This is a genomic window from Pseudoalteromonas shioyasakiensis, assembly GCF_001550135.1.
Classification (GTDB): Bacteria; Pseudomonadota; Gammaproteobacteria; order Enterobacterales; family Alteromonadaceae; genus Pseudoalteromonas; species Pseudoalteromonas shioyasakiensis.
This window is the reverse complement of the sequence record NZ_LRUE01000007.1, coordinates 1-21,791: the sequence shown is the minus strand read 5'-3', so window position 1 is coordinate 21,791 and position 21,791 is coordinate 1. Positions and strand designations below refer to the sequence as shown.

Genomic DNA, 21,791 nt, shown 5'->3' with positions numbered 1-21,791 from the left:
TATTTTTAAACCTTTTTACTATTTTTAGTATTTTTAAACCTTTTTAGCATGGCTGCAAGCTGTATAAATAAAGGCTTTAAAACTAGTTACTATGGGAATCACCTTAAGTCATTATGGAAAACAGCCTAAGTAAGTATGGAAACTGGCTTAAGTCATTATGGAAAATAGCTTAAGTTACTATGGGAATCACCTTAAGTTAAATTGCTTTATTAACAGGGTTGTTATGCTACTATGGGAAAAAAATAAAACACCCATACAACACAATGCAAGCGCTAACAAAAACAAAAAAGCAAAACCTGATAACACAATCAAATGAAATTTCAGAAGCGGCTTATTATCTATCGCTAAAGGCTAAGCGCGTGCTGTGGATGTGCTTTAGCCAGTTGAAAAACAATGAAGATGTGATCGAGTCTCGATTTACAGATGGTCAGTTTAATGTTTACGTGAATGATTACCAAACACTCTTTAACGTGAGCACGCCAACGGCCAGCGCTGATGTTAAGGCGGGTTTAAGTGAGATAAGCACAAGTAGTGTTAAGTTTTATCCAAAGGATGGGGAATACGAAGAACACGAATACCCGTGGCTAATCGAAAAAGCGGCCCGCCGTGGGCGAGGTTCTTACCGCGTTGACTTCAACCCGCGCTTGGTACCTTACATCATCGGTTTAACGCAGCAATTCACAAAGTTTTATCTGCATGAGTGCGGTACCATCAAAAACAGTCGCACAATTCGCTTATACGAAAACCTTTGCCAGTTTAGAAGTAGCGGCGTGTGGATTAGTAGCCCGCAATGGATAGCTGATCGTTACCAACTGCCCGAATCACAGCGTGATAACTTTGCAGAAATGAAACGCAGCTTTATAGAACCCTCGTTAAAACGCATAAATAAAGAAACCCCCTTAAACGTGGCATACACAACAAAATTAAAGGGCGGTAAAGTTGACCAGATCATGTTTACCATTGTTGATGGCGCCCAAACTTAAGCTAATTCCCACAACACGACTAAATCACCTATTTAAAGTTAAGCTAATTCCCATAATTGGCGCCTTATTATGCCAGGTACTTACTAGCGGCAAGGTTAACTTAAGCTAATATCCACAATCAGTGCTGCCACTGGTGCTTAATTTGCAGCGTTAAACCAATAGTTAAGCTAATTCCCACAACACGACCAAATCACTATTTAAAGTTAAGCTAATTCCCATAATTACTGTGACCTGTCACGCTTTAATAATATCGGACTTACATACACAACAGCGGCTCATTTAGCACAGCAGCAATAAGCGAGCACTCAATGCGCTTGCGCATGATAAGCCCAAACCAGCTAAACCTGTTTAAAAATGCAAATGGGCGCACTATGCGAAGCTAGGCACAGATTTTGATGCCCCCTTTGATAGACCAATAATTGTTTAAGCCTAACGCCCCTCAGTGCTTACTTAAGCGCTAATCTGTCAGATGGGGGCTTGGGAGCCCCCGCAGCTTTGCTGCGAAGTGGGGCAACCTCATTAAATTATACCGCCATGGGCGATAGCCCATCGAAGCGGATTTCCTTATACACAGCTTGCTGTGCGTATAAGTTATATAGCTGTTTATTAGTTAGAAGATAATTTTGCACTTTAAACCACACTGATAGCACTTTAGACCAATTCAGCCTTGCACTTTATATGTATAAGTAAAGAAATAGGTCTAAAAGTGGAGTGAAAACAGGTAGCGAATGAGAAAAGGGCGGGAGCTAAAAGGTTAGAGTAGGGCGATCATGGCCAAGATCGGCGCTGTAATGCCCTATAAAGCACGACAAAAGCCACGCTTGTGCGTGGTGGTTAATTAACTGGCGATGGTGTCAGGGGGCGAATAGCCCGCTTGGCTGCGCATTTTTGCAACCTCTTGGTTTACTAGCGCTTTAAATACTTCGATTGGGGTATGGTTAAGGTCTTGGCCTAAACGCTTAATAACGACTTGCTGCGCTATGTCGCGTTGCTGTTGTGGGGTTTTAGTTAATGTTCTGCGCTTAGCCTTGCTGATTTCGCGTTTATCTTTTAGGCGCTCAAAGGCACGGCGGTAATGTGACAAGCGACACCATGTTTTTATCTCGCTTAACGACATATTGCCCAGCTGCGACACTGTTAAACCTAGCAAGCCGCCTTTCTTCTTATGGTAAGCCAAGCGATTCTGGCGGTTCTTTTCGACACGTTCGGGCGTTATACCTAGCGCTTTAAAAAACAGCTCAGTGACTTCGTAATATTTATCGAGCCATTGGCCCTGATCTTTATCCCACACTTGCCAATCTTTACGGGCCACAATCCAACCAAGATCGATCATATCTTTAAACGCACGGCTTGCGCGGCTAATGCTCGGTTTTGGGTTGTATGTGGGGTCGGCTTTAGCTTTTTCTTGCTCAGCTTGGCTAATCGTACTTAAGCCACACTGATTTGCAGCATTCGTTAAGCTGATTTGTACTTGGTGGGTAACTAGGTTTACATGCTCGCAAAATGCTTTTGCTAATGCACGCATGGCTTTTTCGCGGTCAGGGTAGAATATTTTGTTACGTGAAAGGGCTGGACGCATGTAAACGGCTTCATCGCTTTTAACGATGTTCACTTGGTCGCACTTAACAACCAGATCACGAATAAACGCTAACCGTGTGGTGTGCGTTTTTGGTACCTCGTAATTTGGATTCGGATTTTGTACGCGATTACAGTACAAAAGCCCGTTGTTTTTATTGTTTTGCGACATCTATATGCTCGTTTACTTGCTATATTTTGGCGGGCTACATACAATAAACACTTGTTTGCGTTCATGCTCGTACGTAAGCAACAAACCTGCGGGCGGCTACTCGCAGGTTTAACCTCTCCAATTCACACTCACCTTGTGAGATGTGATCAATATAACACATAACGTGTATTGCGCAATGTAAAGATCGCAACAAAGGATCAAACGCTTATTTTTTAGGCGGGTTTAAGGGCGCTTAATTACTGACTTTTCCCACCGCCATGCACGCTCACAGTGATCGGCCCCATCAAACGGCTTTGCTAACAAATCAATAAAAAGCATTTGGTATAAATAGCGCTTATCGTTTCGTAGCCTATAACTGCGGGCCGAAATAGACTCAAGGTGCGTACCGTGGCAAATGCTGCAAATAAGCACATCTAAACTATACAAGCTGTTAAAGGCCCATTTACTGCCAAGTAATGCCCATAAGGCAAGCAGAGTAAAAGGCAAAATAAATAATAAACCACTCAACAAGTAGCAAACCAAGGTTCTTAGCGTTTTAAGCATGGTAAACATGGGTTTCTCCAATAAAAAAGGGGCTATAAGCCCCTTGTTAGTCAACCTCAAGCATGGGCACCGTTTTACCCGCCAATGCATGAGTGCAGTCGTTTAAAAATTGCCAGTGACCACTACGAATAAAGCTATGGCACACAAAATCTTGCCCTTTGTAGTGGCCTTGAACCAGTAACGATGGGCTGAAAGTAGGGCTTTTAACATCGTTGTTAAAAGCCCACTTTGGCTGGTTTGGGTCGGGGCAATCTTGAGTGTAAATTGCATGCAACATTTCACAGCCCGGGCATTGCATTAAAAACACGCCAGGCTGATTGGCCACAGGGTTAATCAGTGCCACTGTCTATCCCCCACGTTGTAGCAAAGTGGTCGGTTGCAAGGCTGTGCGCCTCAACAATTTCGGCCTTTGTGCACTCAACCATTACACCCGTGGCCACATCAGCTGTTGACCAAGGGATAATGTCGTCTTCGTTAAGCTGCCAGTGCTTAATAAGGGCGTTGGCCATACGTGTAATGCTTTGTTCGTCAGCGTCAAACGTTTTGCCTGTTGAGATTTGAACCACGGCATTGTCAATCTGGCTTTGGCGCTGCAGTTTAAAAATGGTGACTTTGTACGGTTCGAGTACTTCATCAACTGTTTTTAAGGCAGGGCGCTCTGGTTCCGTTGGTAGCGTTTTGGGTTCAACTTCAATCAATGCGCCGTCTTCGGTTGGAATTGGGTCGGGTAAGTTTGCGTTGTACTTTTCGACTTCGTTTAACTCAACTAGATAGTCGTAGTACTTATTGGCCCATTCCCATTGCTCACTACCAATAAACTCTTGAGCAAATGCATTAATTACATTAACTGGCTTGCCTAAAGAAATGACACGCAACAAATCACTTTCTGTTTTTGGTACATGCCCTGTCTTAAGTGTTGGTAAACCAAGATCGTTTAAGATGGGTTCGTTATTTTCATCTAATAAAATAAAGTCGAGTATATTGTTATGCATAACGTAAAACTCCTAATGGCTCAGCGCTTCTTGCAGTTCCTACAATCACACTTGTTGCATTGTCATTAATAGTGGTGGAAAGGTTAGGAACAATCGGGATTTGGCTGTCTGAATCTCCCCAATTACTTCCGCTGCACACTAATTCTATAAAGTTAAATTGGGCATATAACAGACCGTCTTCTTCAAATACTGAAGACAGCACTTTAATACCTAATGCCCCTGACTCACGGTTATCTAGATCGATTGGGGCATGTGTAACACCCGCGATCAGGTTTGTTTGTGGGCTAATATTCAAATTAAGTGTTGGGGCATAACCTTTGTGATTATTTGAATACGTGTTTTTTAATACTTTACCAATTAATGATTCAGCAAAGGTTGACCCAAAGGTCACAATGTCACGAACTGTATAGAAAACATCAAAGTATTCTAAGGCTCCTTTCACATCACTTTCGGTTGTGACTTTCGCTTTATAGCGGTAATTCAGAATAGAAATAATGTGGCTAGGATCAATGAACATATCATTTTTCACCGTGTCAGGTGAGGACGTTGACTTCCCATAATTATCAGCAAGTTCTGCTTTCCAAATTCGATTAGCTGAGATAGAGCTAACCAACTTGCGTGTTGCTTCTATCCGCGTAGATTGGGCCATGGATGGGTGACGCCAACCACCAACCCAACCAAGGGCTAGTGTTGGCTCATTGAAGAAATTAACAGGGTCAATTACAACATCGTTTCGCTCAATGCTGCCTCTAAGCGAAGTATCCGTCTTTTTAAGGTGGACTACTAATCCATTTACTTTACAGCCATTGTCTTGACCTTCTGTTTGAAGAAATGCGGCACCAATTCTCGTTACCGTGGACTTAACATAAGTACCAGCTTCTGTTTCACAGTAGATCTCATCACCAACAGCAAAGTTACTCGTTTCATTACCATCAAAATCAATATATGTATTGTTATTTGTGTTGGTTGAACTTTGATAAATCATTACTTGAGTTTCACGTTCAAGACCTGGTGCCAAATCTCCTTGCATTTCGTTTACACGTTTCTTAGCTTGGGTAATTGTGATCCCTTTAGCTGAGTAACGCATATCTCTAGTAATTCCACCTTGACCACCATTATAAACAGTGTCATGAAAACGGTTGTCTAAACGTGAAAGAATCCCCTCACCATTGGCCGTTGTACCAATGTTACCCGTTTGTTCATTCGTTGATTTAATACCACCGTCAGAGGCTAGGATAAAATTATCTGCTACAGTGTTGGCTACTAACGCATCACTTGACCAATAGTTACGTTTTAGTGAGTTACCAGAGTTAGAGGCAATCCAAGCGGCGCCATACGGGTTGCTTAAATTGTTTGCACCTTGGTTCAATCGATTAAAGCAACCAATAACCAAGGCATAACACTCACCATCAGCAACGTTTAGATTTGTCGGTAAACTTGCACCACTTTGTGTTGCAACATAAAGCCCTTTTAAATCCTTAAGATCTCGGCCTTTGTAATTTTCACGGAATGTACGATTGTTGATATTTGAAAACGACCCCGTAACACCACCCGTAAAAGTATTAATATCAGAATCAATACTGTCTAAGTTACCTTGCGGTTTTACATAAGCTTCGGCTGAAAACATAAATGGATCAGAGTACGTTTTAACCGCTTTTCGTGCATCAATAGCAAGCCAATCACCATTACCAGCACCTTTAATAAATCGAACTCTAATGCAGTACTGGTACCATTTACCTGTTCGGTCATCAAACATAATATAATGCTTAAGATTGGCGGCAATTGTTTTACGCTGTGTATCAGTGGCTGTGAGCCAATTAATACCTTTACCTACACGAGTATCACCTTTATAAAAACCAAAATAACTTGATGGCCGCGTCGTATTTTGAACCGTATTGATACCCTCAATTTTAGAGGCGGTACTTTGAATTGCACCGTAGGCATAAACAAATGGATCGGCTTCGGTTATTTCACGTTTGAAAATTTCAATAAATGGTACGTCTTGACGGCGTATAACGACCTTATTGGTGGCCGTTTCTGAAGCAAAAGCAATAGCCGCACTAGCATGTTTTACACTTTCACCCGTTGCAGTATCAAATGTTCGTGTGCCGTCTTCGGCTTCAGGCATATGAAGCGTTGCCTCTAGGTGGGCGGCATCCGTTGCAATATCTTTTAAATTAAATTCAAGCCCCGCTACTACAATAATAGCTTCGCCCGTTTCAGCTGTACCACCTGTATTGGCATCATCAATTTTTCGACCCATATACAGTTGATTTGATTTTAAATCGTTGGCAACCCATAACCCTTGGGCTAGGTTTAAATTTGATACCTGAGTTTCTCGGCCCAAAGAAATAAACCCGTTGTCATACCTTGCCAAGTTTGCTTTGCGTAGCGCTTCAATGTCCTTAGTTCGTAATGCCCAAGGGTAAGGGTGCGTTGCATCCATTTGTGCTTGGGCTTCATTTTCAATCTGCTTAAGGGTTTTAACGGTTGTCGTTGTGCCGTCTTGATTGCTAAACGTAACGGTACCCGTTTTTGTTTGCCAATCTTGCATGGCTTTAAAATTATCGTTGACTAACACGTTAGCGCTTGTGAGCGCATCAACAGCTTTTTTAAACTCGCCGGTTGTGGGTATAACGATGCACTCTTGGTTGGTTTGGTTGCTGTTTGGCCAGTTTTTAACTAGCTCAAAATAGCCTTTGCCATCGCCGCCTACATACGCGCGGTTAATTTCAATAATGAAACCTGCAAGGACTAAAAAGTCACCGCTGTTTACATTGGCGATACTCTCGCCACTGTTGATTTGCACAACTTTTGAGTTGTTTGTAACACTGGCTTGTGAAGCCGTAAATGCTGGCATGATTTAGCCCTCTTGAGATACTAAAGTTAATTTTTGGGTAGGCTTATAACTTCCGCTGGTCGCAAGCGCGTTGCGGCTCGTTATAGCAAGTTTGTAAATTCGGTCTGTGGTGGTTTTTTTGTTATCGGTATAGGTAAACGAGCCAGAACAGCTTTGGGTGCCGATCCAGTCATACATGTTCGATTCGCCATCGTAAATATTATGAATACCTGATTCACCCGTAAAACTTTGCGTTTTACGAGTGACCCAACTGCCTGATACGCTCTCATAAAGTACAATCGTATAAGACGGCTCAGACGGTGCTGAAACAGGCGAACTGCTGCGGCCTGAACCACGCGAAGTGGCCATAAGAGAACACACAATGTCTATAACGCCACCATTTGAACCGAACGGGCCAATTGTGACGTTTGCAGAAGATGATAAATCAGACGTTGTTAGGGCAGTGCTGAGTACACCTGATGTGATCGCACCACCAAAATACGCGTTACCGGCTGTGTCTTTCCATTCGATACCGTTCGCTTTTGTTAGCGCATCAAGGTTTGGTAAACCGCCGCTCATGATCTTAGGCCCATACCAGTACCACAGATTGTCTGGGCCAAAGCCGCTGGCTAGTTCAATTTTCATGAACGCACCACCAATTAAATCAATACGGGGTGATTCAATACGGGTACCCGCTCGGAAAATATCTCCATCAGCCGTGCCCTTTATGAAAGCATCACCATGCACATATAGGGTATAGCTTACCCACGAACTACCGTTATATCTCTTTGTGGTTTGAACTTCTGGGTCTGAGGATTTATAAATCGTTACAATGTCATTTAATACGGGACCACCACTTGGAACTGCATACCATGCCGTGCTGTCGTACCAAACGCCGTTAGAGTTGGCAACGGTATAACGGCCCGCTCCCCTTGCGCCAGCATCACCTTTTACGCTGTCACCTTTATCGCCTTTCTCACCACGAATGATGTACTCAACGGGTGAAGACCATCCCGTCTTAGTCCACGCATTGTTTACGATGCGATACCGCGTTTTAGATACCCATGTGATCTGGCCGTTTACATAGACAGGGGTGTCATTCCAGCCGCTTGGGAAGGTTTCGGTTGTCCCATTAAATGAACCGCCTGATGGTGTTGATGGCTTAGATGGGGCCGCTTTAAATACGTAACTAACAAAGCTGCCATCATTACCGTCAAAGTAATCAGTGCCCTTAACGGGCGTGTAACCGTCTTTGCCATCACTAACAACAACGCTGTTACCATTACCATCTGTTACCGTGTAGGTACCATTGCCATTATTAGTTACGGTTGGGATTGGTGCATTTTCACCATCGCGAATAGTAACGCTGTCTGTGCCATTGCTAATAGTGTAAGACCCATCAGGATTTTGAGTAACTGTTGGGGTTTTTCCGTCTTGGCCAACTGCGCCTTTTGGGGCAAAGCTAAAGTTGTCGATATACCCATTTTGTTGATAAATGGCAACATCGCCACGCAATGCCAAGTTGGTGGTATCTGTAGCAGTGAAAAGTGTTTGGCCGTTCTTTAAAAAAGACACCACACCATTCGATAACTCTACTGATAACACGGCACCGCCATCATGCGAACCAATGGCGTTAGCCACTTTCGTGCCGCCTACATAAGCATGTAACGTACCGTTCGATGCATATAACGCGTAGTCCATTTTGGTGTAATCGCCCGCACTGGCGTTAGCACTTAAACCAAGCATGACTACTTGGTTTGAGGCTACTTTTGCAGACATTACAACGTTAGTGTATTGCTCAACAGTGCTAAAGCCACTATCCCAAGCTGTACCCGCATTTGTACGAGTAATACGCCCGTTTTCTAGCGCCCACTCTCCCGAATCATACGTTAAGTTAAAGGCACCTAAGCCGTCTTGTGCCTTGATATCTTCTAGGCTGTTTACAGTGTGGCCATCACCAAGCACTAAGCGACCACGGATAACTTGAACAGGGTTAGCAGGATCGGCATTATCAATGTATGACGTTGGCACGAACGCACCATCTACCACAACACCAAACCGAAGCAGATCAGCGCCAATATCGATATGGCCTGTTTCACCATCGTTATAACCGGCTATCGAAACAATGCGCCCGTTGTTGTCGAGTGTCCAACCACCACGCGCAACCAATTGGCCATTTTCTTTAGTAAAAACTTGGCGTATTTGCTTAATGCTTGCTGTGCTTTCACCATCGCTAATTTGTAAGTTTTCGATGTACTCAGCAAGTGGGCCAGCAAGCCATGTTCCACCGTCAGTTACGCATTGCACCGCATCGCTTTCACTGGTGATTTGCCCTTGGGCATCTACACAGTAACCAACCGCTGTACGTGTGTATTGTTGGGCTGTTGATACGGCTTCGTTTTTGGCGGCTTCGGTGTCTTCATTTATTTTTGCTGTCAGCGTTTGCTGCAGTGTACTAAAGGCCTGATCTTGACTTGCAAAGGTTTCGGCTACTTCATCAAACTGAGCAATGGTGTCAGCAACAAACGATTCGAACTCTTGATCGCGAAGTGTGTTCGCTTCGTCAATTGTCGCAATGGCCGTTGTTACATCACTAAAGCGTGCGCTCACATTTTCAAACGTTGCTTGATAGCGCTGATCACGTATTACACTCGATTGGTATTGACTCGATACAGCTTGGTTTAAGCTCGTAATAATTGCTTTGCTGTCGTTAAATAGCGCGGCAAGTTCAAGCTGCTGCTGCGCCAGGCTTTCAACTTCGTTTGTTTGAGCTTGCAGCTTTTCGTTTGCAAGTGCGGCTTTAACATCAAGTTCAGCTAATTCATTTTCGCTAATAAGTGCATTGTATGCTGCAATCACGGCGTTTAAATCACTTGCTTGCTGCGCTTGGCTTAACCCTTGAATTTGCACAATACTGGTTGATAAAGACCCTTCGGCTGCATCAAGTCGCTGTTGCACATCGCTAAACTTGGCGTTTACGCTCCCTTCTTGGGCATTGTATGCAGTGATACGCTGGGCAATATATTCTTCGGCGCCATCGATGAACAACTGCGCATTATTGGCTTTTTGTAGTGTGTTATTTCCTGCAAATTGCTCAAGTGTTGCGCTTACTTGATACGTTGAATTGAATGTATCGAGCTGCTGTTGCACATTGCTTTGCGTTTGAAACCCTTGCAGCGTGACCCATGCAGCACTGATTTCAACAGCGCGTTGCACGGCTGGGCCATCAATCCACTCATGGCCCGCTGCTTCACATGCAATGGCATCGTCTTCATCAACACGATTGCCCTCAGCATCGATGCAATACCCTGTTACTGCCCGGGTAAACTCGTTAGCCGTGGCCAGCATTGCCAAATCTTGCGATTGAAACTCTACACGCAGCTGCGAACCCATGGTTGCACGGGCTTGTTGCTCTGTCGTTAGTGCTTCGTTTGTGGTGATTATGTCGGCTTCGGCACCCTCTAAGCGCGTACTTAACTGTTGGCGTGCTGTCGCTGCAGCACTTAGTTCGTCAGCATTGGCTTGGATAAGATCATAAGCAAAGCTTAAGCTCGTATTAATGCCATCGGGCTTATTAACGTACTGCGTGATCACATCTTCAATGGTGCCCTCTGCAGCATTGATCCACGAACGTGCTTCTTTGGCTGCAGTGATAACATCGTCATCGTTTATTTGCTGAATGGTCGCTGTTACGCCATACGATGCATCCCACGAATTAATGCTTTGCTGTACGTTGCTTTGCGTTTGGTACCCTTGCAGCGTGACCCATGCAGCACTGATTTCAACAGCGCGTTGCACGGCTGGGCCGTCAACCCATGTATGGCCCGCAGCTTCACATGCAATGGCATCGTCTTCATCAACACGATTGCCCTCAGCATCGATGCAATACCCTGTTACTGCACGGGTAAACTCGTTAGCCGTGGCAAGCATTGCCAAATCTTGCGATTGAAACTCTACACGTAACTGCGAACCCATGGTTGCACGGGCTTGCTGCTCATTGGTTAGCGCTTCGTTAAATGTGTTGATATCTGATTCAGCTTGGTTAAAGCGGGCACTTAACTGTTGCTGTGCATTCGCTGTTGCACTGATTTCATCGGCATTGGCTTGGATAAGATCATAGGCAAAACTAATGCTAGTATTAATACCATCGGGTTTATTGACGTACTGCGTGATCAGATCGGTGATCGTGCCGTCTGCGGCGTTAATCCATTGCTGCGCTTCTTTAGCTGCAGTGATCACACCTTCATCGTTAATTTGCTGAATAGTCGCTGTTACGCCGTACTCAGCATTTAACGTGTTGATATACTGCTCTACATTCGCTGCAGTTTGAAAACCCTGGTTGTTTACATACGTTGCGGTATATTCATTGATAAGCTCAACCAATGGGCCATCAATCCATTCATGGCCCGCAGCAATACAGGCCATTGCATCTGCTTCATCAACCAGATTGCCGTCTGCATCAATACAATAACCAACTGTCGCGGCTAATCGCTCGTTAGCTTGAGCAACAGAACGTTGACCTTCACGGGTGATTTCGGCGCGCAATTCACGCTCTGAGCTACTACGGGCTGTACGCTCATTTGCAAACGCTTGGTTTAGGCTTGTTAAATACGCTTGGTTTTGAGCAAAGGCACCGGCTAACTCTAATTGTTGAGTTGCTAGCGACTCAACATCATTGGTCACAGCGGTTAACTTTTCTGTGGCCACTGACAAGCTATAACCTTGCTCTGCTAAGTCGTTATCTTGCTGCAGCTGGTTATAGGCATGGATAATATCAGCTAAGCCTTGCTCTTTTACATTGAGCTCAAGGCCGCTTATTTGGCTAACGCTTTGGCTGATTTCACCTTTAATTGCGTCTAAGCTTCGCTCTGCAGTGGCAATGCGATCATTAACGCCATTTTCAGTGTTTAAAATACTATTTACTTGTTCGCGTATGGTCGCGTTAGCGCCGTCGATCCACGTTTGCGCAGCATTGGCTTTTAAGATGGTGTTGTTATCTGAAAACTCTTGCAGTACCGCACTAATGTTGTATTGGGTATTAAACGAGTCAATTAACGTTTGCACGTTGCTTTGCGTTTGAAAACCAAGCGCATTAACCCATGCCGTTGTTGCGTACTGCGCCATGATCCCAGTACGCGCATTGATATCATTTTCAAGGGTTGTTGTACGGGCTGTGATATCAGCTAAGGCTAAATCATTGGCGCCACGTTTGCCCACTTCGATAAAATCAATGTCACATGAGCCTAAATCAAACTCAAGGCTTGTGATTGTACCTGCGTAACCAGCTGTGCCGGTTGCATCTATGTTTAACGTTTCCCACTCGTCGCTTGCGGGTTCTGGTAGGTGTAAAGCGGTGGTACCACCATTAAATTTAATATCACCGCGCCAGGTTGCACCCACATGTTTACGCACACGAATACGAAACATTGGATTTTCAGTTGCGTCATAGCTGATCGCAGGTGTGGCCACTTGGCTTGATGCGACAATATAACCTTGTGCATTGTGGCTATCTACACCCGTAAAGCCCTCTGCATTTGTGTTAAATTGCCAGCTATACGCAGGTTGTAATGCTGCGAGTGACCCTGCAATTTGTGATTCTACTTCTGCATATGTTGCGCGCTGAGTGATTTGCCCTGCTTGCAGTTTTAACGTTGCTTCTGCTTGCGTTATACGATTTTGCGATTGAGCAATTTGCTTAGCGTTTAATGTGATTTTGCTTTCTGCGCCCTCGATTAGCAGCTGAGCACTATTAAAGCTTTCGTCTGTGTATGCATAGGCACGGTTTACAATTGTGCCCGTGTCAGGATCAACATACACGGCGGCATCAATTAAGCGCTCATTGTCTAACGTTCTGCGCTCGTATTCGTTACGCCAGTTTGTATAAGCCGAGGTGACGTTTAATACACTTAAACCTAAGTTTTGCTGCTCTAATCGCTGTTTTTCGATAGCGATTTGATTGATTTTAATAAGCGCTGGCAAGCTTGCCGAACTGCTGGCATCGAGTACTTGAGTAATGCGCTCTAAATCATTAATTTTGCTTGTTGATTGCGCTAGTTGGCTTTGTAAGTTATTTGGGTTTTCTGCATTAATTACATCAACAATATCGACTAGCTGATCAATCTTAAACGGTATGCTATTTGGGTTTTCTGCGTCGAGTACTTCGACTTTTTCTGTTAAGCCGGTGATCGCATCAATGTTCTTTGCAATCAATGACGGTAAGTTGTTTTCGGTTTCTGGGCGTAAACGGTCAACCTGCTGATTAATATCGCTGATCAGGTTTTGCGCTTCTTGGCTTAGCTGGCTAATTTCTAGATCTGCAATGTACTCAGCAAAGTCAGCCACAGTGGTAGATGCAGACACAGCAACCCAAGGGCTCACACCTGCCACGTTTTTTGTACGTACTTTAAAGTTATATTCGGTATCAGGCTGCAGCCCTGTAAACGTATAGTTATAACCCGAATGGGTGTTAACCTCGGTTCGTGGGTTGTCGTTGGTACCTAAAAATTGCCACTCGAACGTTGTGCCTAAGCCCGCGCCCAGCACACGCGCACTTAGCACTAATGTGTTATAGGTTGCAGAGTCAATACTTACAATAGGTTCGCCAGGTGTGAGCACATCAAACGACAATGTGACAAATTCGCTGTGGTACCCCATATTCGAGCGAGCACGAATATCAATTTCAAAACTGCCTGCGTCTAAGTCGGTAATGATGTACTCTGGCTGTGGCGTAACGGTGCGCTTAATAAGCGTATTGTTACGGTAAATTTGCACATCAAAGTACGTATAAGCAGACACCCAACTAATTTTTACATGACCATCATCAAGGGCCGTGGCTGTTAACTCTGTTGGCGCTGCGACTTGGCGCGGGTTTGGTAGGTTTGAATCGGGGATTGGTGGGCGAACAACGCCACTTAACCAATTGTAAATGTACGGCTGGTGCTCTTTAAATGTGAGCTTATAATCGCCGTTATCTTGCAAGTTACTTTTGATTAAACGAAATGGCTTTTCATCCCACCCCAACTTTTTAACGGTGATCGGTACGATATCACCCACGGTGTACTGCAATGCAATAGGGCTTGCGGTTACAGTAAAGTTTAGTGATTCGCGGCTAAGCATCGCAATCACACGGGCCATTTGGCGGGCTTCGTAGTAATTAGTACAGCCAGATACTTTAAAGCGGTGTTCTAGCAATACGCCGTTATCTGCAGCAAGCCATTGCTGCTCTAGTTCGCTGTCTGGCTCTGGGTAGATAGCATCTTGTTCAGAGTAAAGCGCTTCTTTATCGATGTATTCAACAATAACGCGGTTATAACGTTTGTTTTTGCCACCGCTGCTGTACTGGATCTTTGATTTAAAATCGCGTTCGCTCAGCCCTTCTGGTGTAACTGGCTCGTCTTGCTCAATGATTAAGTGCAGCTGACCATTGATGATAGGAATAATGCCGCGCATGCTTTTACCAAGCAGCTCGACGTTATCAAGAATACTTTGCGCGGTGTCTATAACCTGGTTACAAGTAAACAGCTTTTGTGTTTCGCTAGCACCTTGATATTGAGGCACTAAAGTGTCGCACACTGTCGCAGCATCTTTAAACGACTGCAGGTAAATTTCGCTGGCTGCTAATTCTTTACCGTAAATTTTGGCGGTTAAGTAATCATGCAAAATATACGCTGGGTTTTCGCTGTATTCGACTGCCCCTGTGTGTAGGTTTTTTACTTTTTTACCACGAATAATGGCCGTAAGATCAGGCACGCCAGTAAAGGGGGCGTCGTCTGCAATGCTCCACTCAAGACGAATATACGAACAGGCTAAACCTTGCAGCTTATGATTTTTACTTGCAGCATCCCAACCGGCTTCTTTTAAATATGAGTATGTATAGTTACCCATGCCATTCGGAAAATGCACGGCATGAGCCCAGCGACCACCGTCTTTTGCGTCAAATTTGCTGTCGTTAATAGAGATTTTATTAAGCCAAAGATCTTCGACGCCATCGATGCCACCCTCACACCAGACAACGATAAGGTGTAACAAGTCGTTTTTTACATCATCGCCATCGTCTGGGTTCGTTGTGTTCATAAACACAATTGTGCCGCCAACTTCACGCGTGCCATATACAACAGGTATATGATTTTCTGAGCTGGCCTTGGTTACGTTTGTGCCTTGGCCGCTGCGATCTGGCTCTGGGTTTAACCAGTTTAAGATTAGTTTAGTTGTGAAGTGTCTTAACTTTGAGAATAAGCTCATTTTTGTTCCTGCTGCTCAGTCGCACCACGATTACCGCGCCCTGCCGAAGAAATGGCAGGGCTTTTACCTTCGCGACCCCAAGGAATATCGCTAATAACGCTGCCCGAAAACTCCATACCCATATCGTTTGGGTAAAAAAGCTGTTGGGATTTATGAGTGGCTTTGCGGCCTCTAGCCGCTTCGAAGTCAGCCCAGATAGAGGCCGATTTCAGGGTGATATTTGCTGTTTTTTCTGATTCTTCGCCGCCCTTTTCAGCGATAAGCCCTTTGTAAATAACTTGCGTAAAGGCAATTTTGCCATCGCTGTTTAGCCATGCTTTTTCGACTGTAACGGGGGTGTTTAGCCAATTTTCAGAAAAAAAAAGCGCCGAAATGGCGCTATCAATTGCTTTTAAGGTGATGGGTACCTCACCCACCTTGGGGCTACCCTGTTGCTCGGTTCGTATGCCCTCATCAGACCAATAGCCCTTTACGAATGTGGCACCGTTGTGTTTTAAGCTGGCACCGCTGTTTGTTGCTCTAAACGGGGTGGAAAAATGCACCGTAAGTAACAAAGCTGTGGTGTGTGGGCCTTTTAATAATTGTTTAAGTTCGGGGTTTAAACTAATCATTAATGTATTCCTCAAACTCGACTTTAATTGCCACCTCGCGATCGGTGTCTGCACGATGCTGTATGTCTTGATCATCGCTTTTAAGTTCAAGACTAAAATGCACATTGCCGCCCGATTTCATGGGTGTACCCGCTGGCACAGCAACACGTAAATTAGGCGTAAAACTCACCGTACCTTGGCCTACACCATTAGTGTTAAGCACCGCTGTTACCATGTAAGCTTTTGTGTGGTTATCAAACTGAATGTAATCACCTGCTTTCAATGCACCAAGCACGTTGTTATTCATGGCATATAACGCGGTGGTTGTATCGCCTTGTTCAGCACTGGTACGAACGAGCGCATTTTCAGCACCGGCCCCCAACTGAGGGAGCGGATTTTTCATTGTGCATACACCAAAGCGACCACCCATCGAGCAAATAAATGCATAAAGCGCCATGGCTCTTTCGTAATTAAGTTTTGGGGTGGTCATATCAAAGCCCCATCGATGGCGATAAGCAATACGGTTTTTATTGCTAATACCGCCCAGCGTTGGGTCTGTCTGAGTGCTGTCTAAGCTGCGAATACGCAATTTTTGCGGCAATATAAATTGCTCTGGGAACGTTGCCATTGAACAGCCTTATTTTTATTAATGTGGAATATCGATAACGTCTTGCAGCTTTTGAGCGATGCGATTTATGTTGTTGTCAAACCACTCTGTCATTGCGTCATTAGTGTTGTTTTCAATGAAAAACTGCGGGGAAATATGCACCTCGCGGGCACCACCGCCCTGATCATCATTGCCACTTCGGTTTGCAATGATTTCGTACATTCTGTCGAGTTTATCAACGCTTTCGTTTGTATAAACACGTTCGCCCTTGTCGAGTAACCACGTACCCTCGGTTGGTACCGCATCAATACCGCTGTGCGCCATACCAACCATGCCCGCAGAGATACCCCCCACAGCCATGGCCATTGGTTGTGATACAGCAAGCGCAGCGGCCATTGCGCCAGGCGCTAAAATTGGGCCCACAATTGGAATAGCTGCAGTTGATGCAAAGGCATTTAGACCTGCCGTTAATGCCATTGCTTGTGCGCTGGTTGTCATTGTGGTGGCAGCACTGGTCGCAGTCGCTTTATTTAATAGCTTTTCGGTGGCCCATAGTGCTAAACGCTTTGCACCCATTTCAGCTAATGCGGCGATAGTCGAGCGCAGCACGCCGCGCATTACATCGCGCATTGAGTCAGCAAAGCTTTGCTGTGTCATAACTGCGTTGGCAACTGACTCACCAACACCTTGCGTGAAGCGATCAAACGTATTTCCCCACATCGTATCGAAGTTTTCAGTGGTCAGCTGCACCTGTTCTTGCAGCTGTGCTAAAAACCCTTGGTGTTGTTCTAGCTGCTCAGCCTGATAAAGTTCTGTTGCTTGCTTTGATAGCAAGCGGTATTCATCATCTGTTAGTTTGCGGGCTGCATTGGCTTCTGCGTATTCATTTAACTGCACCTGCAGTTGGGCTTTTTCTTCTGTCCAATCGTTTTCGCGCATTAATTGACGAACAGCGTAATATTCTTGTGCTTGAGCAATTTGTGCAGCGTATGGGTTCGTTTGCTCTTTGGTTGGGGTATCATCCCCACCGCCTTTATTGTCACCGTTATAATTAAGGCCGCCAACATAGGTTTGAGCCAGTGAATCAAAACGGGCTTTAACTTCTGCATACCATGCATCGATATTTTGCGCTGGGATAGGTTCTAGCATTAGCTCATGCAGTTTGGCCGTTGCTTCGCGGGCTTCAATATACGCTTGATTTGTTTGTGCTTCATCAAACAGTGTAATAGGTTCAAATGTGGTTAGCTCTCGCAGATCAGCCGCAAGCGTTGCCGCATCATCATTTAAGTAACCGGCTAAATCGAGGGCTTTTTGTAGCGGTAGAATAACTGTTTTTACCACTCCTTCGGCAAACGCCGTGTAAGCTTTACTCATGAGGTTTAACCCCTCAATAGTAAGTAGCTTTAAGCCCTGAAAACTGACTTTTAAACCTTGCCAAATAACTTGTATGCCACGCCAGGCATTACCAACGAACCCTGCACCTTTTACCAATACACCAACGGTGTCAGCTGCGTAACTGCCCATGCCGCCAACTTGCTTGGCGTTTTCTAGGAATAATTCGGCTAGTGAGCCTATAACGGGCGCGGCTTCTGTTGCCAAGTGTTGGCTAAAGCTGCCCCAGACAGACTCAGCGCGGGCAATATTATCATTGGCCATTTCGATTTTATTGGCATCAATACGGTTTAGGCTTAAGCCAAGTTGTTGGGCCTCATTGCGCATGGCATTTAACCCTGCGCTGCCACCTTCAAGCAGCTTAAGCATGCCAATGCCTGAACGCCCAAATAACTCGTAAGCGATACGTGTTCGCTCTGATTGGCTTGATACCTCTGATAATGCATCGGCTAAAATGCCTAGTTGCTGATCAGGTTTGAGTTTATTTAGCTCATTTACATCTATTTTTAGCGCGTCGAGGGTGTCTTTTAATGGGCCTGTGCCTTTAAAAGCGGCGTCTGCTACGCGCCGTGTAAGGTTTTCTACACTTTTATCGAGGTCTTTAACGCTTACCCCAGACAAACCAGCTGCATGCCTTAGTTCAGTCAATGCGCTAGTTTGAATGCCGATACTGTCAGCATATTTTGCTGTTTGGTCGATCACAGTTGCTTGCTGTTTGTAGATAGCAAGCAAAGAGCCCACAACTAAACCCCCTGCAACAACGCCCGCTTTACCATATTTATTAATATTGTTGCGGGCGTTTTTTGAAAACTCTTGAAGACGTTTACTAGTGCGGGTTAGCTCTTTTCGTAGGGCAACACTGTTGCCGCCGATCATGACGTTTAAACTGGCGAGTGTACTCATTGACTTTGCGGCCCCATGAAATTAGCTAAGTAGGCGAGGGTTTCATCTTCTGATAGTTGTTTGCGTTTTGGTTTTTCTTTGTTTCTCAACAATTCAAAGGCATACAATTCAGCAAGTTGCTTGTGGGTTATTTGGCGTTCAAGTTCAAACGGGGTGCGACTTATTTTTTCAGCGTAAGCAAATAAGAAGCACCGCCACCCGTCAGACTCTAGTTTTTTTTCAGTTCTTCAATATCATTTTCGGTGATACTGTTTAGTTTCATTGCAGCGGAAAACAGCTTGTTGATTGGCGCCGCTGGCATGCTTGTTAGTTGTTCAAGATCATCTAAATTGAATAACTTGTTACCGCCTTTATCTTCAACAGTCATGATGACCATTAACGATTTCGCTGATGTGTCATCTTTAAACTGACCATCAGTGTTGTAAGCTAAGCGCTCAAATTCTTCACCTTCTTTCACTGTTAACGCTTTTACATACACATCACCAAGACCTGCAAGTGTCACTTTTTCACGGTGAAGAATGCCTAGTTTTGCAAAGAAGTTTTGTTTATTCAGCTGCGTCATTTGTTAATTTCCCCCAAAAGTTAACGCCAATTTTGCCTATCATGCGTAGGCTCTTTTCTTCTTCGATCTCACCAACGCCCCAGTCAGCAAACACAGCTGTAAAAGGAATGTGTTTGCCTGATGTTCCTATTTTCACTTGTAGCTCGCGCTCTTGATTATCATCAGCCGCTTTAGCACATTCTGCGTGACCAGGATCAGAGCCGGTAGCATCTAGGCGGCATACGATTGAGCGTTCGCCACCATCTTTTTTACTGCTTGCGCCATACACCTGACCTGCGTCTGATAAAGTGGTGTCATTTTTTAACGTGCCATCGGCACTTAGCTTGCCACCTAAACCGTCGAAGCCGATAACTTCAACAAATTCAGAACCAGCAAGTGGCTTGATCATTAATTTTGAGCCGTCAGGAAAAATCGGGTTCATGGTTGTTCTCCGTAGTGAAAATTAAAATCGATTATCTTGCGGTGAACATCAGGATCGCCACTGTAATCGGGTATGGTTTCTTTTTCTGATATTGAATTAATCGTTACGCCATCAAATGAACCTTGAATATTTCGTAAAAAATAGCGAAGTTCTTTGCTGAGTGAACTTACTTGCAATGGGTCACTTGATACTGAGCTAATTTGCACGCGAGCAACGCGCTGGCCATAGCCGCTTAATACGTCGTTTCGCTTGTCGGTTACAATTTTCCAGCATAAGGCTGCATCTTTGTTCATTTCAGATATTTTGATGTGATAAACATTATCTAAAACAAGGCTTAAAATGCTGGGTATGGCCAGTTCTATCATGTCGATTGCCTTTTTAATGCTCGCTCGATGCCTTTTGCTAGCTCTACTTTCACTATGCTAACAACGCGAAATTCATTATTAATTAGGGCGGGGCGCACAAATGGCACGCCGACAATGCCCGGGTGCATCAAGTTATTTAATCCGTCTGGGTTTAAAATGTGCGGTTGCACACCCGTTTCTAACCAATAGGCGATAATAGGCGAAGGAATTAACGAGCCAGCCGCCGCTTGAGCTTTTTTGTTGTGGTAAACCCCGACATAAGCAGCTGCGTCGAATATGCTGTGATCACCCTTTTTATTGATGGCTGTTTTAATTTTTGTTGACTCAGCCATTTGGCCTGTTTCTTTGCCAAACTTAGTATTGGCATCACGGGTCATATCTTCATGAACAGGCTTTGCGGCTTTTCTTAATGCAGAGCGAAGTACTTTGCCTTTTGTTTGGCCCTCTACTTTCTTAAGTGCTTTTTCAAGCTCTTTTAGGCCAAGCACATTACCTCTAATTTCCATGACTAGACCAACTCTAAATCAAAGATAATGGTATGGTTTTCAAGGCCCACGTTAGTCGTGTCTTTCACTTCGTATTGTTGGCCGTTTAGCTCGACAACGTTAACGTTCATGAACGCGGCCCGATAATCAATAGCAAAACTGACTTGCGCTGTGCTTACTTCTTGCGTTTGGTGGTTAACAATACCGCCGCGCTGCTTTTTGTAACTGCCTTTTACACGACCAACTTTTGTTTTTTGTTCTTCTTTTCCAAGTGAGCCTTTAACTAATTGAGTAGAAAACAGAATTGCCCAAGTACGTTTTTCGCTTGATGAAAGTCGTTTTTTCATGGCTAACCTATCAATACACGTTTAAATTGCTTAATTGCCGTGGTGTAAGCGGGGTTTTTTGCCATGCTATTGACAATTTCAACCTCCCGATTGCTGTCTAAGCTGCTGATTTGCAGTAAACAGGCTGTTTCTAGGTTGGCTAGCTGATAAGTTTGCAATTCATCAAGGATGATTGGCGCCTCGGTACCTTCGGGAACCTCAGCTGCAGTTTGATAAATTAATCGACCAATATCGCTACACACTAAACCAATTGCTTGGTTGATAAGGCGGGTTATGCGGGTATCTTCAAAATTATCAGCTTGATCGATACCTAGTTGGTCTTTAGCGCGGGCAAGGTCAATTAACATAGGATTCTCATATAAAAAAGCCGACTAGAAGATCAGGGCTAGTCGGCTTTGACTCTCACGGTTTTTGATTTATTCGTTTACCAAAGACGAGCAACACTAGGTTTCAATGCAAGGATTGAATCTGCTTTTTCGTTGTCAAATCCTGCAATGTCACCATTAGCCCATGCCTTATGGGGGGCGTGGAATTTTAGAATTTTCTTTTTGTTTTTAGTGGCTTCTTCAATAGCTGCCGCTTTTTCTTCAGCCGCTTTTCCTTCAGCTGTTTGTTCTGCGGCTGCTTTTTCTACATCTGCCTTTTCTTCAGCTGCTTTTTCTTCAGCTGCCTTTTCTGCAGCTGCCTTTTCTTCAGCTGCCTTTTCTTCAGCTGCCTTTTCTTCAGCTGCCTTTTCTGCAGCTGCTTTTTCTTCAGCTGCCTTTTCTGCAGCTG

The 21,791-nt window shown here is 44.5% G+C and carries 17 protein-coding genes; 1 reads left to right on the top strand and 16 read right to left on the bottom strand.

Annotated elements, in window-relative coordinates; translation table 11 throughout:
- Positions 1-263 precede the first annotated feature (263 nt).
- Positions 264-983 (top strand): RepB family plasmid replication initiator protein, encoded by a 720-nt coding sequence (locus tag PASHI_RS03715; RefSeq protein WP_058584063.1) that lies wholly within the window; start codon positions 264-266, stop codon positions 981-983.
- 838 nt (positions 984-1,821) lie between these two features.
- On the opposite strand, the gene repA is transcribed toward PASHI_RS03715, so the two are convergent.
- From repA to PASHI_RS22125, 16 genes are all read right to left on the bottom strand, one after another.
- Entirely contained in the window at positions 1,822-2,730 is a 909-nt protein-coding gene (repA, locus tag PASHI_RS03710) for a plasmid replication initiator RepA (protein ID WP_058584064.1), read from the bottom strand.
- A gap of 222 nt (positions 2,731-2,952) precedes the next feature.
- Positions 2,953-3,282, bottom strand: a complete 330-nt coding sequence (locus PASHI_RS03705) for a hypothetical protein (RefSeq protein ID WP_062564627.1) — start codon at positions 3,280-3,282, stop codon at positions 2,953-2,955.
- A 37-nt stretch (positions 3,283-3,319) separates the two neighbouring features.
- The gene (locus PASHI_RS03700; RefSeq protein WP_082665552.1) at positions 3,320-3,616 is read right to left on the bottom strand and encodes a ubiquitination-like system serine protease family protein; all 297 of its coding nucleotides are present in this window, start codon (positions 3,614-3,616) and stop codon (positions 3,320-3,322) included.
- A complete protein-coding gene (locus tag PASHI_RS03695) occupies positions 3,603-4,265 on the bottom strand; it encodes a hypothetical protein (RefSeq protein ID WP_062564626.1) in 663 nt (220 codons plus the stop codon). The genes PASHI_RS03700 and PASHI_RS03695 overlap by 14 nt, the downstream gene beginning before the upstream one ends.
- Complete coding sequence (locus PASHI_RS03690) at positions 4,258-7,125, bottom strand: hypothetical protein (RefSeq protein ID WP_062564625.1); 2,868 nt, start codon at positions 7,123-7,125, stop codon at positions 4,258-4,260. The genes PASHI_RS03695 and PASHI_RS03690 overlap by 8 nt, the downstream gene beginning before the upstream one ends.
- Before the next feature lie 3 nt (positions 7,126-7,128).
- Positions 7,129-15,345 (bottom strand): fibronectin type III domain-containing protein, encoded by an 8,217-nt coding sequence (locus tag PASHI_RS03685; RefSeq protein ID WP_062564624.1) that lies wholly within the window; start codon positions 15,343-15,345, stop codon positions 7,129-7,131.
- A complete protein-coding gene (locus PASHI_RS03680; protein ID WP_058584069.1) occupies positions 15,342-15,956 on the bottom strand; it encodes a hypothetical protein in 615 nt (204 codons plus the stop codon). The genes PASHI_RS03685 and PASHI_RS03680 overlap by 4 nt, the downstream gene beginning before the upstream one ends.
- Positions 15,949-16,563 (bottom strand): hypothetical protein, encoded by a 615-nt coding sequence (locus PASHI_RS03675; RefSeq protein WP_062564623.1) that lies wholly within the window; start codon positions 16,561-16,563, stop codon positions 15,949-15,951. Before PASHI_RS03675 ends, PASHI_RS03680 begins: the two co-directional genes overlap by 8 nt.
- An 18-nt stretch (positions 16,564-16,581) precedes the next feature.
- Positions 16,582-18,837, bottom strand: coding sequence for a hypothetical protein (locus PASHI_RS03670; RefSeq protein ID WP_062564622.1), 2,256 nt, complete (start codon positions 18,835-18,837; stop codon positions 16,582-16,584).
- A 208-nt stretch (positions 18,838-19,045) separates the two neighbouring features.
- Positions 19,046-19,399: a hypothetical protein gene (locus PASHI_RS03665; protein WP_062564621.1), complete on the bottom strand. Its 354-nt coding sequence runs from the start codon at positions 19,397-19,399 to the stop codon at positions 19,046-19,048.
- Positions 19,383-19,820, bottom strand: coding sequence for a hypothetical protein (locus PASHI_RS03660; protein WP_062564620.1), 438 nt, complete (start codon positions 19,818-19,820; stop codon positions 19,383-19,385). Before PASHI_RS03660 ends, PASHI_RS03665 begins: the two co-directional genes overlap by 17 nt.
- Complete coding sequence (locus tag PASHI_RS03655) at positions 19,817-20,185, bottom strand: hypothetical protein (protein WP_062564619.1); 369 nt, start codon at positions 20,183-20,185, stop codon at positions 19,817-19,819. The genes PASHI_RS03660 and PASHI_RS03655 overlap by 4 nt, the downstream gene beginning before the upstream one ends.
- A complete protein-coding gene (locus PASHI_RS03650) occupies positions 20,182-20,691 on the bottom strand; it encodes an HK97 gp10 family phage protein (protein ID WP_062564618.1) in 510 nt (169 codons plus the stop codon). The genes PASHI_RS03655 and PASHI_RS03650 overlap by 4 nt, the downstream gene beginning before the upstream one ends.
- A gap of 2 nt (positions 20,692-20,693) precedes the next feature.
- On the bottom strand, positions 20,694-21,017 hold the full coding sequence (locus tag PASHI_RS03645) for a hypothetical protein (protein ID WP_062564617.1): 324 nt from the start codon (positions 21,015-21,017) through the stop codon (positions 20,694-20,696).
- Between the two features lie 2 nt (positions 21,018-21,019).
- Positions 21,020-21,364, bottom strand: a complete 345-nt coding sequence (locus PASHI_RS03640) for a head-tail connector protein (protein ID WP_062564616.1) — start codon at positions 21,362-21,364, stop codon at positions 21,020-21,022.
- A 77-nt stretch (positions 21,365-21,441) separates the two neighbouring features.
- On the bottom strand, positions 21,442-21,791 hold a 350-nt coding region (locus PASHI_RS22125; protein WP_208855478.1), incomplete at its 5' end, for a hypothetical protein.

Coding starts and splice junctions, on each gene's coding strand:
- PASHI_RS03715 (WP_058584063.1), top strand. CDS start 264: ATGCAAGCGCTAACAAAAACAAAAAAGCAAAACCTGATAACACAATCA.
- repA (WP_058584064.1), bottom strand. CDS start 2,730: ATGTCGCAAAACAATAAAAACAACGGGCTTTTGTACTGTAATCGCGTA.
- PASHI_RS03705 (WP_062564627.1), bottom strand. CDS start 3,282: ATGTTTACCATGCTTAAAACGCTAAGAACCTTGGTTTGCTACTTGTTG.
- PASHI_RS03695 (WP_062564626.1), bottom strand. CDS start 4,265: ATGCATAACAATATACTCGACTTTATTTTATTAGATGAAAATAACGAA.
- PASHI_RS03690 (WP_062564625.1), bottom strand. CDS start 7,125: ATGCCAGCATTTACGGCTTCACAAGCCAGTGTTACAAACAACTCAAAA.
- PASHI_RS03685 (WP_062564624.1), bottom strand. CDS start 15,345: ATGAGCTTATTCTCAAAGTTAAGACACTTCACAACTAAACTAATCTTA.
- PASHI_RS03680 (WP_058584069.1), bottom strand. CDS start 15,956: ATGATTAGTTTAAACCCCGAACTTAAACAATTATTAAAAGGCCCACAC.
- PASHI_RS03675 (WP_062564623.1), bottom strand. CDS start 16,563: ATGGCAACGTTCCCAGAGCAATTTATATTGCCGCAAAAATTGCGTATT.
- PASHI_RS03670 (WP_062564622.1), bottom strand. CDS start 18,837: ATGAGTACACTCGCCAGTTTAAACGTCATGATCGGCGGCAACAGTGTT.
- PASHI_RS03665 (WP_062564621.1), bottom strand. CDS start 19,399: ATGACGCAGCTGAATAAACAAAACTTCTTTGCAAAACTAGGCATTCTT.
- PASHI_RS03660 (WP_062564620.1), bottom strand. CDS start 19,820: ATGAACCCGATTTTTCCTGACGGCTCAAAATTAATGATCAAGCCACTT.
- PASHI_RS03655 (WP_062564619.1), bottom strand. CDS start 20,185: ATGATAGAACTGGCCATACCCAGCATTTTAAGCCTTGTTTTAGATAAT.
- PASHI_RS03650 (WP_062564618.1), bottom strand. CDS start 20,691: ATGGAAATTAGAGGTAATGTGCTTGGCCTAAAAGAGCTTGAAAAAGCA.
- PASHI_RS03645 (WP_062564617.1), bottom strand. CDS start 21,017: ATGAAAAAACGACTTTCATCAAGCGAAAAACGTACTTGGGCAATTCTG.
- PASHI_RS03640 (WP_062564616.1), bottom strand. CDS start 21,364: ATGTTAATTGACCTTGCCCGCGCTAAAGACCAACTAGGTATCGATCAA.